The sequence below is a fragment of the Pseudobutyrivibrio xylanivorans genome (assembly GCF_010906925.1).
Taxonomy (GTDB): domain Bacteria; phylum Bacillota; class Clostridia; order Lachnospirales; family Lachnospiraceae; genus Pseudobutyrivibrio.
Window position 1 is genome coordinate 102,657 of the sequence record NZ_VTVE01000002.1, and the last position, 18,580, is coordinate 121,236.

Here is an 18,580-nt window from a genome sequence, read left to right on the forward strand (position 1 = left end):
CCTTTTTTGATGATAAAATTATGGAAAATATACAAGGAGATTTGTTATGAGATTATTCTTTAAAAAATGCATATCTTTAGCCCTATGTTTAGCGGCATCAGTTAGTTTTTTTGTCAGCAATGACTTTACTTCAGAAGCCAAATCTAACAAGACTTCAAAAAATATCGTAGTTGTTTTAGATCCAGGACACGACAGCACTCATATAGGTTGTCACTATGAAAATTTCGAGGAAGGCCTTGCCAACCTCTACATCGCCTACTACTGCAAGCAGGAGCTTGAGAAATATTCTGGTGTAACAGTTTATATGACTCGCTACGGTTTTGACTGCCCATACGGAGCTGATCAGAATTCAAAATCTGATTGCCTAACAGGTCGTGTTGATTATGCCAAATCTGTTGGGGCAAATGTAATCGTCAGCCTTCATAATGACTATGACCCTGATTTAGATGCTTCACAAAACGGTTCCAAGATAATTATTCCAAATCCTAACTACAAGCCATCTTACTGTGTAGTTGGACAGAATCTTGGTAGCTCTATTCTAAATGAGCTTGTAGGTACAGGCCTTCAGGTTAACAACTGGAAGCTCTGCCCAAATGGCACAGGTCTTGTCACTCGCGATTCTGATTCTGGCACATATCCAGATGGCTCTGCCAAGGACTACTACGCCCTTATTAATCGTTCAAAGACTTCTGGAATTCCATGTATTATTGTTGAGCATGCTTTCTGCACCAATTATTCAGACAGAGTAAATCACTTAAGCTCTCCAGAGCAGTATCAACAGCTTGGTGTTGCCGATGCAACAGGCATTGCAAAATATTACGGGTTAGCTCTTAAATAATAAACAAATGGGGGTTTTGTTTTGAAAAAACAGCGTATATTTAACATCATTCAAATTGGAAATAAGGAAGATATTGTAAGCCGTGCATTCGATATTTTCATTGCAGCGGTTATCATTCTCAATGTATTTGTTATGGTTTTACAGACCTTTAGCAATCTATCTCCTTATTTTCCAATACTAGACGCTGTTGCCCTTGTCACTATTATCATTTTTTGCATCGAGTATGTCCTTAGAATCTGGACTGCTGATTTGCTTTATCCTAATCTTTCAAAGAAAAAGGCCATCCTCAAGTTTCTAGTTTCTTTCGATGGCATCGTAGATTTATTTACCATACTTCCATTTTTCTTTTTATCTGGATTTATTGCCTTTAGAATCCTTAGAGTCGTTAGAATTTTCCACTTGTTTAGAATCAACGGACAGTATGATTCTTTTGCAGTAATCTTTTCCGTATTACACGAAAAGAAGAATCAAATTCTTTCTTCCATTGTTATTGTGCTTATATTGATGTTAGCAAGCTCTATTGGTATTTACTATGCAGAGCATAATGCCCAGCCAAATGTTTTTGAAAATGCCTTTTCTGGAATTTGGTGGTCAGTATCTACTCTGCTTACTGTTGGTTATGGTGACATTTTCCCAATCACCACTGCAGGTAGAATCATGGGTATTTGTACGGCGTTTCTCGGTGTAGGCGTTGTTGCTATCCCTACTGGTATCATAAGCGCCGGTTTCGTTGAGCACTATTCTAGAGTTAAGATGCTTACCAATTTTGCAAGAGATGAACACATCGATATGCTTACTGTAAGGGTAAGTGATGGACACTGTTGGAGCGGTCTTCGTGTGGATGAGCTTGGGGTGCCTGAACATTTTCTTCCTGCAGTTGTCATGCGAGATGGTGAGGCACTTATTCCTGTCAATGAATTACAAATAAAAACCGGCGACACTGTGGTGCTTGCCGCCGATTCATATTTCTTCCATGCTTATTAATTTACTAATTGTATTCCTATATTTTTCAGGTGGTAAATCGCTCTTTTGAACTTTGTTGGCTCCAAGTTTCTTAGCCTTTCTTGCCTCCTCATCTGTTGATGCGATGGCAAGAACAGGTATATTGGAAAAGCCCTCTCTAGTCTTTATATATCTTAGAATGATTCCATCAGATTCCATTTCTACAGCCATATTTACAACTATAGCTTTAATATTCTCTCGGTACTGACTTATTGTCCTAATGGATTCATCTACATCTGAAACCACCTTATACAGGTATTCGTCAGAATCATCTCCTAATTTTGCCAAAGGATCATCTTCATTTTCCACTATATTAATTATTATAGGTTTTATTGAAACTTCAGATTCTTTTTCTACCATCCATGTTGTCACACAGTTTTTGCCCATTATTTTCGACTTATAAAGTGCATCATCGGCAATCCTAAATACATCCTGGCTGGCATGATATCCCTTGTCAATAACTGCACCTATACTTACAGAAAATGGCTGACCATTTCCCAGCTGTACATCTGCCAAAAACATCTGCAATGTACGGCATCTCAATTGCAAAATAGCAGGGTCTGTCATATTAGGCATAAGTACCACAAACTCGTCCCCACCATATCTTCCTATTATGTCATATACTCTAAAGCTGCTGATAAGAAGGGTTCCCACTCTCTCCAAAAGCAAATCTCCAGTGTTGTGACCCAGGTTATCATTGACCTGTTTGAAATCATCCAAGTCAATAATAAGCATTGCACTAGGTGCCTCCGCCTCTTTTTGCAAGTAATAATTGTCGATTTTCTGTAGAAGTGCTCCCTTATTAAGCACGTGGGTAAGCTTATCTATGGCACTCATCTTCTTCAGTTCAATCAACGTAAGTCCCGCTTTACTTCGCATTTCAAGAATAATATGAGCACATATCATAGCAATAATATAGGCAGCAATAAGAATATGTAAGTCAAGTCTAAACAGTTCTATGCTTTTATTAAAGTATCCCAACGGCGCATAAATCAGAATAATAATCAATTCCTCTATTCCATATTTATACATCTTATCTATATACACCATCGGAAAAACAATAAATGCCAGCGGCGTCCATATCATCTGCAGACTTCTATTGCCAAATACATCCATGCAGACGCATATGATACACATTGAAAAATAAAATGCTCCACATATTAATCCCGTAGCATTGGTACTAATTTCTTCTTTTAATTTACTTATATGGAGATTTACAAAGAAATATATTGCTAGAAGTGGTATTACCAAAAAGAAAGTAACATCTATCTTAAAAACAGGCATGACAATAAATGCTATGGCAAACATTAGCATGTACACCATGGAAACGTACATGCAAACCTTCCTTAGCATATGCAAGTTATCCTTGTCGATACTCTTTATGCACAGCTGAAAGTAATCTCTGATATCGTCATTTACCTTCTTCTGTTTATTTAAAAAATTTTCCTTTCTGGTCTGCATAGGAGTAATATAACAGAAGTTTCTTACCATTTTTTGCAAACTGTGTGAAAAAACTGTGAAACTACCTTGTACTTACTATCTTTTAATAGATATGCCATTTGATGTATTATAGTGATAAGGCTTAAGGGCTAAAATTACTTTAAGGAGGTTTGTATGAAAAAACTCAATGGTTTAAAAAGAGTGCTCACTCTTGCACTTGCTTTGGTATTTGTCCTTTCCGTGGCATTTGTACCAAAAACAGCCTATGCTTACGATGGTGCAGCTGATGTGCGAGCAGTAAGCAGCATTTCAAATGATTTAACTGGAAAGACTATCATTCTCCACACAAATGATGTCCATGGTGCAGTTGATAAATATGCAAAAGTCACTGCATTAAAGGATGAATTAAAAAGCAGAGGTGCAGAGGTTGTTCTTGCTGATGCCGGAGACTTCAGTCAGGGTACACCTTATGTAAGTACTTCAAAGGGTGCATTTGCTGTAGCTCTTATGAATACTGCTGGATATGATGTGGCTACACTTGGTAATCACGAATTCGACTATGGTTATCCACAGCTTAAAAGCAATTTAGCTTTGGCAAACTTCAAAACTATTTGTGCTGATGTTTTAGACGGAAACGGCAATCCAATCCTTGATCCAAACTATGTATTTACTACAAATACAGGTTTAAAAATCGGATTCTTTGGTATGGAGACTCCTGAGACTCAGACAAAGGTTAATCCAGCCCTTATAAAGGGAATCAACTTCCTTTCAAAGACCGACCTTTACACATGTGCTCAGAGTCAGGTAGATACACTTAAGAGTCAAGGTTGTGATTTAGTTATCTGCCTTGCCCACCTTGGTGTTGATGAAGAGTCAGCTCCTGATGGTCACAGAAGTACTGACCTTTACGCTAATACAACTGGTATAGATATGATTATCGACGGTCATTCTCACACTGTTATGACAGAAGGTTCTGCTGGCGAGCCTGTTACTTCTACAGGCACAAAGCTTGAATATATCGGTGCCATCGTTATCGACAATGCTACTAAGACTATAGAAGACCACTATCTTGTTAGTACAGAGGGTATGGTAGATAATCCAGCTACTGCACAGATTGCACAGGCTGTTATTGATAGAATCGACGCTGAATACGATGTAGTATTCGCACAGTCTGAGGTTGCTTTAAACGGAAGCAAGGATCCTGGTGTTCGTACAGAAGAGACTAATCTTGGTGATTTGATTTGCGATGCTATCAAATGGAGCGTAACAAAGGAAAATGGTTCTATTACTGTTCCTGCTGACCACATTGTAGCAATCACTAATGGTGGAGGAATCCGTGCTAGCATCAGCGAGGGCGGCGTAACTAAAAAAGATTTGAATACCGTTCTTCCATTTGGTAATACTGTTTCTGTAGTTTATGTAACTGGCGACGAGTTGCTTGAAGCTCTTGAAGCTAGTACATACTGTGCACCTGATGCCCTCGGTGGTTTCCCTCAGGTTTCAGGTATTAAATTTACAGTAAATACTGCTGTTCCTTTTGCACAGGGTCCAGCATATCCAGATTCTACATACTATAGCCCAGCTGCAATTGGCAGAGTTTCAATCGAAAGTATTAATGGCAAGCCATTTTCTACTAAGGATACATATGCCGTTGTTACTAACAATTTCGTAGCTGCAGGTGGCGATACATATTATGTATTTGGAAATTCTACTAATCAGTTTGACACAGGAATCGTAATGGATGAGGCTGTTATCGATTACGTACAGACAGAGCTTGGCGGAAAAATCACAGCTGATAAATATGGCAAGCCTGCTGGAAATATAACAATTAAATAACATAAAAATATGAGGTCGAAGAGAAGCACCCATCAAATTCTAGGCTTGTGCCTAGCTTTGAGGTTCACTTCATTTCGACCTCTTTTTTCAATCTAATTATTTTTTACATATTCAAGGAATTCATCAATTGGAATAGGCATACTAAATAGCATTCCCTGGAGATAATTACATCCACATTCTTTTAGAGCTATTGCCATTTCTTTTGTTTCTATTCCCTCAGCAGTGACAGTATATCCTGTTTCCTTAAATGCCTGGACCATCCTAGGAACTATAACTCCAGGTTTCTTAGCGTAATCCCATACCAAACTCATATCTAGCTTAATATTTATAAATGGATATTTTTTAATTCTGCTTATATTCGAATGACCTGTTCCATAATCATCCACAACCAGATAAAAACCTTTTTCCTGCAGATTTCTAATCTGGCTATCCATGAGGTTTTCCTCCACCATAGCGGCCTCAGTAAGCTCCAGATGAATAACTTCCGGAGAAAGCTTATACTTTTTCAGAATCTCTTCAAATCTATCTGCAAGATTATGCTGCATGAACTGGATAGTTGATACATTTACATTTACCCATTCCATACCATACTGCTCAATATTGTTTTCACTGACAAATTTACAGGCTTTCTCAAACATCTGCTCACCAAGAGCTGTTATGTGACCATTTCTCTCAGCTATTGGTATAAATAATCCAGGTGAAATTATTTTCCCATCATTGTCTCTAATTCGGCATAGCGCCTCTGCACCAATAACTTTATGGGTTGTGGCATCCACTATTGGCTGTAGAAATACTTCGGTTCTATTTTGGGCTATAGCAATTTCTAGGCATCGCCTTACCTCAATTTGTTTTCTATTATCCTCTATGGATTGCTCATTTATTTCTACTTCATTTATGGAAGAATCTGCTCCTAGTTTATTAAGAACGCTAATGATTGTTGTAATTAATAGCTCTGGGTCATAGTCCATAATATCAACAGTACCCATTGCTATGCCTACATTCAAGTAAAGCTCTGTATTTTTAGATACCCAGCGTTCCTTAAATCTATCTACCAGCTTTTCTTTCGATTTTAAAAGATCTTCATAGTCCTTGCCTATCACCACAAATCTGCCATTCCGATAATAGAAAAATTTAAGCTTAGGAAATGTTTTATTCAGATAGTTTCCGATTAAATAGACACCTTCATCCATCTGACGGGGTCCGTATACTTCTCTGGCTTCATTATAATTTTTTATAACAAATGCATATATATAATGATCCCTCATGCTATGCTTTTCCCGAAGGATTGTATGTAAAGCTTCAGCGTTAAATAGATTAGTTCTCTTATCTATATAAAACTCTGGGTTCATAAATACCAGGTTAATAATTATTACTGACATTACGCAAAATGTATCAAACAAAAGAACTTGCGGAAGCAGTATTCTAATACTTAGTCCTATAATTATTAAATCCGTATATACAATTACACAAACCAAATCCCTCTTTCTTTTTATTTGATTTTTGTATCTCGCAATATAATAAATAGCCAGTGCTAAATACCATATATATGGAAAATATATTATGTCATAATAAGGGCCACGGACATATCCATTTTCTGTTATCGAAAAAACACTTCCCGTCCAATATGAACTTATAATTACAATTGTAGTGAGTATAATAGGAATATCCTTAACGAACGAACCAATCTTATCTTCGTAAGGATTAATAGAGAACACATTGCAAGTAATCGTATCGAACATCTTCATTCGAATGACAAATGCAACAAAATATAAGATATTTAACCAAACCACCAAATTATATGGCAGTTCTTTATATTTCTCATCAGCGTATGATGCAAGAATGTCAGAACCAATTACCACCACTTCTGTGACTAACAAAGCCACGAAGCCGCGGTTAATCCTAATTGGCAGTCTCTTTAAAGTAAAATAATAAAACAGAAGAATGCACAGTATTAAAATGCTAGGAATAACATAGCTATAATCCCACATAGTGTACCTATTACCTCTGTCTCCCTTTACATATTAATTTTACGCAATTCTTCTGATTTATTCCAATGAATTATCTGTGAAGAGGCTTTTTACTCCTTTTATACTTCACTTTCCTTTTCTCTTTTATTGAGAACTACTAACAATACAATGAAAGCAATCACTCCAATGGTACAATCGAAAAACGCATCTTTTATTCCTTGCATTATTGTTGAGTCTACTGCAGGAATTCCAATTCCCTCCGCCTGACTTACAAAGCATGACCAAATACTTGCAAAGAAATCATAGAGTCCGTGTAAGAACACAACCAGCCAAAAATTGTCTGTAATATAGTAAACACATGCAAAAAGAATTCCACCTGCAGTCGCATATACAACCTGAGAAGTGGTCCATACTACAAGATTTGGATAGAAAATAAGATTAAGAAAATGAGTAATTCCAAAAGGAATCGCAGATAAAATCACTGCCAGCATTATTCTTCCCTTGCTTTCACCAAAACAATTTCTTAATGTATTGAAGAGTACACCTCTATAGATAGCCTCTTCAAATACACCTACTGACATCATAAGCAGAAACATGAGGATTGCACTTGGAAGTCCCTCTTTGAGACCAAGATCAGTGGGAATCCTCATAGCTATTAAATTATGTATGCAACAAACTACTCCAACTAAGCCGATAACGCTAAAAAGTCCCTTGAAAAATCCTTTGATTTTAAAATTTACTCCATATACTTTTGCCATAAAAACAACGCCGACTATACCAATAACATAACGAGCAATCATTCCGGGTAGCCCAAAATTTCCCTCGCCTAAAAACAGTAATCCTACTGACGATATTAAAAACATAATAACTGCAAGAATAAACCCGGGTGTAGAACTTCTTTTTTTCATTTTTCCTCCAAAATTCCTCTTTTCTCGAATTCTATAAACAGCAAAATAATGAATACCGCTGTAATAATCATGTATATACCTGAAGCTTGGAACAATTCCAATATGGTGTCGTCTTTATCTGAAAAAATACGCGAGCCTGAAACTACAAAACATCCCATAATAACTGCTCCTATGTCAAAAAGCCCATGTAGGATGGAAACCACCCAGATATTGTCTGTAATGTAATAAATGCATGCTAAACATATTCCAATCAATGTCGCATATATAACCTGAGTAATAGTCGCAACAACAAGATGAGGATTGTCAATAAGATTCATAAAATGCAAACATCCAAATATGAGTGAAGAAAAAACTATAGACTTCATTATGCTGCTACGGCTTTCACCCATACGTTTTCTAAATGTATTAAATAACACACCTCTGCATAGGGCCTCTTCAAAAAGACCTACACTCATTCCCCAAAACAGAATAATAATAACTGCGGGGAGCGCCTGCATAAATCCTAATTCCGGTGTTTTCAATGTACCACTAAAATTCCATATACCTATAGCCAGAAAAATCAGTGACCCGACGGTAATAATCCCTCTGCCAACCTCTCTCCCTCTGAATTTAAAGTCGATTCCATACAACTTAGTAATGGCAATGAGTCCGCCAAGCCCCAACACAACACGAACTGCCGTAAACCCTATGCCAAATTCCTCGGGTCCCCCAAATACAAATTCCTGCGCTATAAAAAACAGAACCGTAATAATTAGCGCAACCAGAAAACCGGCTGCCGATTTCTTTTTTTCCATTTCTAATCTCCTTTTCAATCACCATTAATACATGTCTAGTTACTGTGGATATAAGGTCTCTGCATCTGTCGTACTACGATAGACATAGTAAAACAGTACATACGCCCCGTCCACATACTACTGGTATGGAAAAAAATAAAAAAAGCCGCCCCGTGAGTATCACTGGGGTGACCATTATGCTTAAAAATGCTTATTTTTTTGTGAGAAAAACGACAGTCTCAGCTTGACTTTGATTGTCCAAAATAATTTTCATCTCCTTTTTGATTATCTCCTGTTGTTTCAATTTCTATAACCCCCTTTTGTTCAATACGAGCAGCCTCATTTAACACACCCATTTGATACTTTGCAATATCCTGTAATACTTCAAATCTATCCTTCTTTTCCTTTCCTTCTCGAATCATCTGCGCATTATGAGTCTCTAAATTCGATAGAACCGTTAATTCATTAATCGAAGCATAATCTCTTACATTACTATTTTTAGCTAATTCCGGATTTGCTTCTCTCCATGCCTTTGCTGTAAAGCCAAATAAGGCAACATTTAGCAAGTCTGCTTCTTCAGCATATTGAATCCACTGCAAGTCCTCTCTATAATTTCCTGACGGAATCAAATAATTCTTTACGGCGTCCGTCTGAATACGATAGTTATTCTTTGTAAGAAATCTTTTAGCATTCCATTCAATTTTCTTAACATCATTTCCTCAGTATCGATATAATTATGAATGGTATGGAAGCATTCACCTGCACTAAACCATTCTTTTCAATCAAAATCTGGGCCATTATTTCTCTGTTGAGTCGAGCAAATTCCTGACAGATTTCAACATCATGTAAATAGCTATCAAAATACTTTCCATACAAATAACAAAGATCATCTGGAATATCTGTTTCTGTCTTATTCCAAACTAATTCTTTCAATGTATCTCGTATTTCGCCTCTACGCCCCTGAGATTTGTATGTATTTATTAGTTCCTCGCGCTGCTTCAGATACTCTTCTGCACCATGATGTAAATCGATAGCAAGTTGCTGATAATAATTTGCCACCTGTAAACCTAAATTTCTACTTCCTGAATGAATAACTAGATATTTAGTACCATCAGATGCAATATCAATCTCAATAAAATGGTTTCCTCCACCAAGTGTTCCTATAGATTTTTCTAGTCGTCTTACATCTTTGAGTTCTCGATAACAATCTAATCTGGTCAAATCGAACTTCACTTTACGAGCTTTCCACACTTCACGCCCATGAGGTATGTAATTAGCTACAGCATCAAATGTTGCAAAATCAATATCTTGTTTTCCTAAATTGACGGTATACATACCACAGCCAATATCAACACCAACAACATTTGGGACAGCTTTCTCTACAACGGTCATTGTTGTTCCTATAGTACAACCTTTCCCCGGATGAACATCGGGCATGATTCTTATTTTCGAGCCTTCAGTCATAGGATAGTCACACATTCGCCTAATTTGTTCAATTGCATCATTATCTACAACTTTTGCATAACATATTGCTGTATTCACACTGCCTTTTATTTCAAACATATCAAATGCATCCTTTCTGAAGTATTTTACTCATCGTCCCCATCAATATCGTCATATAACTCTGCCTCAGCTCTTGATAATTCAAACCATATTCCTGTAATATCTGCATAATTCTCAGGCACCTTCTTTGCGACAACAGTCCCCCCCTTTTTATAAATAAATTCCTTATCAACTCTACTAATTGCCTCATCAACAGATTTTCCATCCTTATCGAAAATATCTATAACTATAGCTTTAGATGCTCGACAATCTCCAATGGCATACCCTTTTCGTTCAGCATCCTCTGGAATTAATAATTTAACGATTTTGCCGTCTCTACATTTTTTCCAAGCTATAAAGGAGCCTTCTTCTGGACAATAAAGTGTTCTATATAAACCTTTTACATTCTTTAAATTATCCTCATCAAATTTTGTATCAGTAACAACTGCTCCAGTCATATCTGAACCAGAAAAATCAGACCAATAACTACGATTTATATGAGCAAAATATGCATCTTTTAAATTAGTCTTTGTAAAAATAGCATTGTCCAAATCAGCACCAATAAAAACGGCCTTCTGCAAATTAGTTCCAGTAAAATCTGCATCACACACTTGTGTATAAAAGAATCTAGCATTAGATAAATCTGCACGCTTTATTTCACATCCCCACATAGTCGCACTGTCGAAGAATGTGCCCGGCGCTACACATTTATTTAACTTAGCATCGGTCAGATTTGCTCTAGTAAGATCAGCTCCGCTTAGTATTGCATTTTTTAAATTTGCACCATGCAAATCTGCGTTATCAAGATTTGCCTCAGTAAAATTTGTCCCTCTCAAATCTGCATCAATGAGATTCACTCCACTCATCCTAGCTTGCGAGAAATTTCTTCCGGCTAATTTATGCTTCTTTAAAGTTAAATCACATAAATCTGCTCTCTTACCTTTAGATGAATCAGAAAGCCATAATTCGTGATCAGACTTTATTTTTTCGAATTCTTCATCAGTAATTTCCTTTATTGCTAAAACTCTAAATCCCATTTGAACTTCCATACTAATACCTCCTTAATTATTGTTTTCCTTTTGTTACACTAAATATAAAAAAAGAGATGGGTAAATTTATTCCCATCTCTACGACTTACTATAAAATTCTTATTATTTGTTCGTATAACAACAACTCATCTGCAGAGCACTGCTTATTATCATGATAGTGGCCAAAAAACCACTTTCTAAAACTAATACTTTGTTTTATCTGTTCAAGATAAGTTGTTTGTTTATCAGGCGTAAATTTTCCAAAACTAAAAGTAGCTTGTGTAGATGAAGCACAGCAATGAGTAACTATAAAATCAACTGAATTATCGTATTTACGTAAATTCTCAATTCCCTCTTCCATTTCCTCTACACTTGCTAATTCCTGTTCCCACCAACTAATATGATTAATTCTGTATGAAATCCATTCCCGATCAAGATACTTCTTTTTCTTATGGAAATCAGGCATATTTACATCAAGAATTCCACCATCTATATCATGGCTACTAGCTCCACCAAAAGTGAAAAATGTCTTTCCTTCAATCTGAAAAACCTGTCCACGCATCAGATGAATAACTGAATCCCTAATCTTATGGACCTTCCCACCATTCCATGTTTCAACTGGATAAGAATATAGTCGATCAAAGTTCTCATGATTTCCATCAACAAACAACGTCGTAAATGGCTTATCATCTAGCCAATCCATATTGTATTTTTCATTTCTTGATTCTACATCCTTATCCCAGACGCCACCAAAATCTCCACAAATAATCACATAATCATCTTTTGTCATTTTCTTTTGTTCTGGAAAATTCTTGGTGCTAAATCTTCTAAAATCAGAATGACAATCACCAGTTATATAAACCATGGCTACACCTCATAAATTCAATTCTTGTACATATTGATAATGCGAAGAATTATCTGAAATCCAATTTATCTTATCTGCGACATCATGTAACTCAAATATCTTTATTATAAGCTCTTTGGATTCATTATCTTCAAATACTATAGGATTTGCAAATATCCTTACTTTCCCATTTTTAATTTCAACTCTTCCGCGAGGGAAATAATTATATTGATACTTATTTGAATCCTTTTGCTTTTTCCATTCTATTTTGTGATTAAAATTCTCACCAGATTTAGAGCTAAAGACAACGTCTTCTATAGGATTACCATTAATGTCACACTCAACCATTACTGGAATCAATCTAATAAAAGACCAATCATCTATATAAACAATATTCCACCAGAAGATTCCTTTTTTCATTTTAGATACTCCTTATAGCTACACTTTTCTTATATAAATGATAAAAAAAGCGATGCACATTTTTTTGTGCATCGCAAAACGCAAATGAATCTTTTTATATCATTTATTTTTCTGTTGCATGACCATAAACCCATAATGCTCTATCAATTTTTCTTTCTATCTCTTTTCCACCAAATAATGTAGTTATTAACCAGCAATACTCTAAATACATATTGGTAACTTTAGCTTGTTCCCCTTTCAATGGAGCATCACCAATCCATATTTCTCCAGGACTTTTTTCCATAAGAATCGCTTTTAATGCTTTATGTGCAAATTTGTCATAAATTGGCCATTTACGACTTGATTTAAAATACATAAGATTAATAATATAGACAGCACCAAAATTATTCGGAACATGTCCAGCCTCTTCTATATATTTTTTATACTCTTTTTCAAAATCCTCTTCATTAGTAGAATCATCATCTTTCGTTTGAATTCTATTTAAATATTCATTAAGTTCGCTCGCTTTAATAGGGCGACCATATCCATTAAGATAGTTTCCATCTTTCATTTGGATTATATAATCGTCACCTTTCTTCTCCAATCGTCCAGCTTTCCATGCAACAACAATGTCATTTACTATTCCTTTATCTAAATACTCTTTTTCAATAATGTTTTCTTCGTACTCTCTAGACACATTATTATTTGCTTTGATTCCAAGATTTTTTATTACTTTCTGCCCATCTACCGATATATCTTTTATTTCCTGAAAATAAAGATGCTCAAAATCATCTATATATTTTATAAACCATTCTTTACTGTATTTATTCATACCCCACCAATCCTTTCCGCAACTCTTCAACAACCTGCTCCCTTATACGTTTAGGTTCAAGTACAATAACATCTGGTGCATAGTTCTTAGCAAACTGAACAATCGCCTGATCTGTTGCCCGTACTGTGACCTCTACAAATCCATCTTCTTTCTTAGCAACCTTAATATCCTTGCCAAACATATCAACAATATCGCTAAGCATAATATCAACGATTCTAAGCTTAACCTTTGAACTACCACTGCTATACATGTAAACATGTTCTTTCATGTATGTAGCCAGGTTAAGCTTCTGACCGTTAGACCATTCAAGATTTTCAAAAGGCTTTATCTTTTCATCTAAGATATTGATTTCTGTAATTCTATCAATGCGATAATTTGAAACATCTTTATATTTGTCATAGTTACAAATAAGATAGTACTTTCCTTCTTTTGCGACCATTTGATATGGAGAAACTATGTATAATCTCTCTTTTCCATCTGCCTGTTTTTTCTTAACAGTTTTCAAATCTAAATCATATTCCAGATATTTAAAAGAAACTTTCTTTCCATGAGAAATTGCCTCATCCAATATATCTATATTGAAGAATAATTGCTGGTTATTAGTTTTATCCTCTGGCATGGTAGCTATATGCTTTATTCTCGATTTAAAATAAACATTAGAGAGATTCTCCAATTTACCAATAAGGTTTTTACACTGACTGTATGGCAAATGAGTAGAAAATAAAAGACCGTCAATCAGCAATCTAAGCTCACTATCTGTTATGTCTCTAGACATATAGAAATCCGATAGGATATAGCTTTCCTCCATCTCTCCCGTAGATTTATTTTTAATCATACGAAGAGACTCGCTATATTCTATTTCATAACCGAATTCTATAAGATCCATCAGATTTGCTTTTACTGATTTACGGTCTACAGTCATTTCATATTCTTTTTTTAAGATTTCTTCAATTTCCTTTTGACTAAGTCTATGATTCTCATCAGTATATTTACGAAGAATATCTAGGATATTAAAAATCAAGAGCTTCTTAGGTTGTTTAGCGCTCAATGCTTTCTCCTCCTTGAATATTTTCTATACATTATACTAGCATAATGTGTATAATCTATGGGTATTTTTCTGGTCATCTTAATCATACAAAGGCTCAGTCCATTTTCTAATATTATATAGTGGAGAAATCCAGTCATTTTGGTATCTACTTCTGCCTAAATTACCGTTGAGCAAACCTCCTGTATGCCATTTTCCCTTGTAATCTTTCGCTATAACATCAATAATTCGACCACCATCTGCTATGTCATATATAACAGCCGGTGTAGTTGGGCCAAAAGGATATGTATCAATTGCTATGACATCCCCTGTTTTGTAAGGTATAGGTAGTTTTAAAAATCTGCTATCGAAGAAATAAAATAAGGATGAAAACTGCTTAGTTTTAGCATTAATCTCAATACACTCTTTTTCAAACCATATAGGAGTATTTCCTATAAAGTAATAAGAATAATTGCCGTTCTTCGTTCCCCATTTTTTAACTTCAAACCAGGTTGAATATTTTTCAGGCTCTTCGTCTTCTTCAAGCATATCTAGTTCTTCTGTAATAGCTTCCTCAATAACAGCTAATACACTTTGATAATCATTTACAGCGCCAATTAAAGTTGCCTTTCTTTCGCAAATATCATAGTCATACCAACAATTTTCCACCGAGTATACTCCTCTATAAGATGTTTCAAGAGCATCTATGGAACACTTAAATTCATTATATGCATCTGTAAATGTAAAGATTTCGAAATTAATATTATCAACTTCAGTTTCAACTATCTGTTCTATCTGAGACAGTTTATAAAACCATTCTGTTTTTATGTATAGACTAACAGGTGAACCAAACATCATTTCCATAATAGTAAAAGGGCATACTCTAACAGTCTTGAGATGATTTTTCATATCTTCAGATGGCATAAAAGTATCAATTAATTCCTCATATTCAGATTGTTTTAAATCAAGTTTAAGTTCTTTCAAAGCTTGTTGCTCCTCTTAATATCTCATAAACAGGACTACTATTCATTACAAAACTTCCCATTTCCTTTTTTGTTCTTTCGAATTCATATTCAGATACAATTTGTCTATAACCATAGGTGTATTCCCAAATATCAATTTCACCTGTAATCTGTTTTGCAAGCAATGGTAATAGACGTTGCGGACCGGTATATTCGCCTCTGTAATACTCTAAATCTAAATAGTCACACATCACATCATCATTGATAAATAATGGATCAGACTCATAAAAACCAGTAGAATAGCCACTAGCATTCATATCTGACGAATCACATCCCTCGGTATATCTTCCCGTTTTTAAAGCGCGTTCCTTTTTCATCCATGGATTCGTATTTAATAAAACAAATGGTTCAAAAGACCTACCCCAATTATACGAAGCACTTTTAACTATATCGCCTTTTTTAAACGGTATGGGAAAATCAAACCACATTCCGTCAAACGATAAGCTTAACAAATCTATTTCATCATTCGTCATATTAGATTTTTCAATCCCTATCAATTCCATTTTTGAATTATATTCGGCCAATATAAATTCGTTTGTATCAATATATGTTTTTCGAATTTCAACTATCTTGTCATATTCGGGAAGTTCTGATTTCACGCCATTAATACACTTATCAAATGAACTAAAGGCATTCTCAAAACATTCAGTCCAGTCTAAATCACCATCACATTTATATTGGTATGAATAAATCGAACTTTCTTCCTTCGCCATAAATAACTCGATGCAATCTTCTTCAAACTTTATTATTTCACTGACCAACTTATGCAGGCTTGACCAATACTCACAATTTGGTCTCTCAGGAACTTCGCAATCAGGCATATTATCAATAATCCATTTCCAATCATTATGACGTTCCGTAATAGGAAATGTACGCCCCATCCATACTAACCAAGCTGATTGTATCGGAGAAAAAGAATATCCTTCAGTTTCCAAATACTTTCTTATATCACGTGATCTTATATATTTATAAAAATCCATACTTTATCCTCCATATTATATTATTAGTAATACATACTAAGCTGTAATAAATCCTATTTGCCTACTTGTTTTCTTGAATGCCACAGGTAATTCAATATCTTCTTCGCAAATACGTTTTACATCATCATTAGTAACAGCTTCATAATCCATATGAACAAGTCTGCTATTTTGTGCCATCTTAGCTTTCTCAACGAGATTTCTTGCATATCTGCCATTTCCGAAATCTTCTTGAGTACAAGCTTTTTCCATAATCGTTCTTATTTTATTCTTAGCCTTGTCATCAAAACAAAGCCCTTTCTTTGCTGCTACAAACTCAGCAATCTGGCATAACTCATCCGTGTCATAATCTTCAAAATGAACGTAATGTGCTATACGAGATCTAAGCCCTGGATTCTTATCAAGGAACCCTTCCATCTTATCTGGATAACCTGCAAATATAACTATAACGTCGTCTCTATGATTTTCCATTTCTTGGACTATAGTATTAATTGCTTCATCACCATAAGAACCGTCTCTATCATCTACAAGTGAATATGCTTCATCGATAAATAAAATGCCACCACTTGCCTCTTTAAATATCTTCTTTATAGTTGGCGCCGTCCAGCCTACATATTTACCAACAAGATCACTTCTACCAACTTCAATAATCTGTCCTTTAGAAATCACCTTATTATCTTTAAGGATTCGCGCAAACAGTCTTGCCACTGTTGTTTTTGCTGTACCAGGATTACCAGTAAAAATCATGTGATTACAGAATGAATCTTCTTTTAGCCCTTTATCTTTAAAGATTATTTGAGCCTTGTAACAATCCAGAGCTTGCGTTATCACCTTCTTAGCGGATTTAAGACCAATCATAGAATTGAGCTCATTATAAGCATCACCTTTAACTTTTGCCTCTTTAATTTCATTTTTTGCACAGCATATATCTTTATACTGACTAAACACTGTATTCTTTAATTTTTGGTTATACCATTCATCAAAGATTCCATTTAATTCAGTAACCAAGTATCCATGCTCAGTCTCAATACTTGATAAAAGCTTTTTATCAAAACGTATCTTATATTCTTTAGCTCGTTTCTTTAGATATGTAATTGCATCTTCATCAAAAGCAAGTTCTTCCTTTATCTCTACAAAAGACATTGCACCTGTATATTCAAACAATTTCAAGCGTAAATTCGTGCTTTCTCTTGGCATAGAAATAATCGTTAACACGTCACTACTATGACGACGTATCACTTTACAAAGATCTTCTATATAATAGTAATCAGCACTTATCTCATCATCGTCATCATTGTCATCTGAATCTCCCATAGTTAAAACTACTGCACCGCCGGCACAGCTATTATAAAGTGATTCAAACCATGCTTTTTTAAAATCTGTATTTGCATCAACTACAACCTCAGCATATCTTCTATTTTTTATACGTTTTGCATTATAAAGAGCCTGTAGCAAAAGCTTCATCATACCTATCTGTGTACGTTCATCGTCGCTCTCGATAATGTAATCTACCGGATGTCCTAGTATATATTTATTCTCTTTATTTACAAAGATACGATTTAATTCTGGAATAAATGTCTCCCTTGTAAAATAAGTACTTGCGAGCTTATATATTGTTTCATTTTTTATGTCACGAATTATGTCCTCATCAAAATCATGTCCATATCTAGGTCCTCTTCGTGGACTAGCTATGGCATCGAGCTTAAATTCTCTTAAGATATCTTCATCCGAATCAATGAAATCATACCTATCAGCATCAATAAGCAATTGATTAAACTCCTTTAATGTTGTTTCCTTTATATCAAGTGATGACACCTCTACTTTATTTTTTCTAAAAAAGTTGGAAACAATAAATTCAATATCAATATCTTCTCTTGTAATCATTCCCATATAAAAATCATCATCGTATTGTCCACCAGAAACAAATAAATATCCTTTATCAATAAAATCTGCAGTATAGCTTTCACAGCGTCTAGCCAGATTAGAACGTAATCTATTTTCTGCAGGTTGTCTTCTTCTCCTAGACTCTTTATTTGTATCTTCATCTTTTTCATTGTCGATTATTATTGCTGAAATTTTATAAAACTGCATAGGCACCTCCTCATTACTCTAGTGCTTTCAAATACTTGATTACTTCTTTGGTTGTAC

General features: G+C 35.1%; 16 protein-coding genes and 1 pseudogene. 3 read left to right on the forward strand and 14 right to left on the reverse strand.

Going from position 1 to position 18,580, the window contains the following annotated elements; translation table 11 throughout:
* Positions 1-46 precede the first annotated feature (46 nt).
* A complete protein-coding gene (locus F0Q01_RS07210; protein ID WP_090487808.1) occupies positions 47-838 on the forward strand; it encodes an N-acetylmuramoyl-L-alanine amidase in 792 nt (263 codons plus the stop codon).
* Between the two features lie 21 nt (positions 839-859).
* Positions 860-1,822: an ion transporter gene (locus F0Q01_RS07215; protein WP_090487810.1), complete on the forward strand. Its 963-nt coding sequence runs from the start codon at positions 860-862 to the stop codon at positions 1,820-1,822.
* Here F0Q01_RS07215 and F0Q01_RS07220 read toward each other — a convergent pair.
* Positions 1,799-3,193, reverse strand: coding sequence for a GGDEF domain-containing protein (locus F0Q01_RS07220; RefSeq protein WP_163927180.1), 1,395 nt, complete (start codon positions 3,191-3,193; stop codon positions 1,799-1,801). The genes F0Q01_RS07215 and F0Q01_RS07220 overlap by 24 nt on opposite strands.
* 261 nt (positions 3,194-3,454) lie before the next feature.
* Here F0Q01_RS07220 and F0Q01_RS07225 point away from each other — a divergent pair, with 261 nt between their 5' ends.
* A complete protein-coding gene (locus F0Q01_RS07225) occupies positions 3,455-5,116 on the forward strand; it encodes a bifunctional metallophosphatase/5'-nucleotidase (RefSeq protein ID WP_090153900.1) in 1,662 nt (553 codons plus the stop codon).
* Positions 5,117-5,208: 92 nt separating this feature from the next.
* Here F0Q01_RS07225 and F0Q01_RS07230 read toward each other — a convergent pair whose 3' ends face one another.
* The 13 genes and pseudogenes from F0Q01_RS07230 to F0Q01_RS07290 form a co-directional block, all read right to left on the reverse strand.
* The gene (locus tag F0Q01_RS07230; RefSeq protein ID WP_090487814.1) at positions 5,209-7,104 is read right to left on the reverse strand and encodes an EAL domain-containing protein; all 1,896 of its coding nucleotides are present in this window, start codon (positions 7,102-7,104) and stop codon (positions 5,209-5,211) included.
* Between the two features lie 98 nt (positions 7,105-7,202).
* Entirely contained in the window at positions 7,203-7,991 is a 789-nt protein-coding gene (locus F0Q01_RS07235; RefSeq protein ID WP_090487816.1) for a CPBP family intramembrane glutamic endopeptidase, read from the reverse strand.
* Complete coding sequence (locus F0Q01_RS07240) at positions 7,988-8,785, reverse strand: CPBP family intramembrane glutamic endopeptidase (protein WP_090487818.1); 798 nt, start codon at positions 8,783-8,785, stop codon at positions 7,988-7,990. Before F0Q01_RS07240 ends, F0Q01_RS07235 begins: the two co-directional genes overlap by 4 nt.
* Positions 8,786-9,003: 218 nt before the next feature.
* Positions 9,004-9,393, reverse strand: coding sequence for a hypothetical protein (locus tag F0Q01_RS07245; protein ID WP_330388723.1), 390 nt, complete (start codon positions 9,391-9,393; stop codon positions 9,004-9,006).
* A 71-nt stretch (positions 9,394-9,464) separates the two neighbouring features.
* Positions 9,465-10,327: pseudogene (locus F0Q01_RS07250) on the reverse strand (RtcB family protein); the annotation flags it as partial.
* A gap of 26 nt (positions 10,328-10,353) precedes the next feature.
* Positions 10,354-11,355 (reverse strand): pentapeptide repeat-containing protein, encoded by a 1,002-nt coding sequence (locus F0Q01_RS07255; RefSeq protein ID WP_090487819.1) that lies wholly within the window; start codon positions 11,353-11,355, stop codon positions 10,354-10,356.
* A gap of 88 nt (positions 11,356-11,443) precedes the next feature.
* Entirely contained in the window at positions 11,444-12,199 is a 756-nt protein-coding gene (locus tag F0Q01_RS07260) for a metallophosphoesterase (protein ID WP_090487821.1), read from the reverse strand.
* A gap of 9 nt (positions 12,200-12,208) precedes the next feature.
* On the reverse strand, positions 12,209-12,598 hold the full coding sequence (locus F0Q01_RS07265; protein WP_090487823.1) for a hypothetical protein: 390 nt from the start codon (positions 12,596-12,598) through the stop codon (positions 12,209-12,211).
* A 103-nt stretch (positions 12,599-12,701) separates the two neighbouring features.
* Positions 12,702-13,409, reverse strand: coding sequence for a hypothetical protein (locus tag F0Q01_RS07270; RefSeq protein WP_090487826.1), 708 nt, complete (start codon positions 13,407-13,409; stop codon positions 12,702-12,704).
* Complete coding sequence (locus F0Q01_RS07275; RefSeq protein WP_090487828.1) at positions 13,402-14,457, reverse strand: helix-turn-helix transcriptional regulator; 1,056 nt, start codon at positions 14,455-14,457, stop codon at positions 13,402-13,404. Before F0Q01_RS07275 ends, F0Q01_RS07270 begins: the two co-directional genes overlap by 8 nt.
* A gap of 78 nt (positions 14,458-14,535) precedes the next feature.
* A complete protein-coding gene (locus F0Q01_RS07280) occupies positions 14,536-15,417 on the reverse strand; it encodes a hypothetical protein (RefSeq protein WP_090487830.1) in 882 nt (293 codons plus the stop codon).
* Positions 15,404-16,435 (reverse strand): hypothetical protein, encoded by a 1,032-nt coding sequence (locus F0Q01_RS07285; RefSeq protein WP_090487832.1) that lies wholly within the window; start codon positions 16,433-16,435, stop codon positions 15,404-15,406. Before F0Q01_RS07285 ends, F0Q01_RS07280 begins: the two co-directional genes overlap by 14 nt.
* Before the next feature lie 36 nt (positions 16,436-16,471).
* Positions 16,472-18,523 (reverse strand): AAA family ATPase, encoded by a 2,052-nt coding sequence (locus F0Q01_RS07290; RefSeq protein ID WP_090487834.1) that lies wholly within the window; start codon positions 18,521-18,523, stop codon positions 16,472-16,474.
* Positions 18,524-18,580 lie beyond the last annotated feature (57 nt).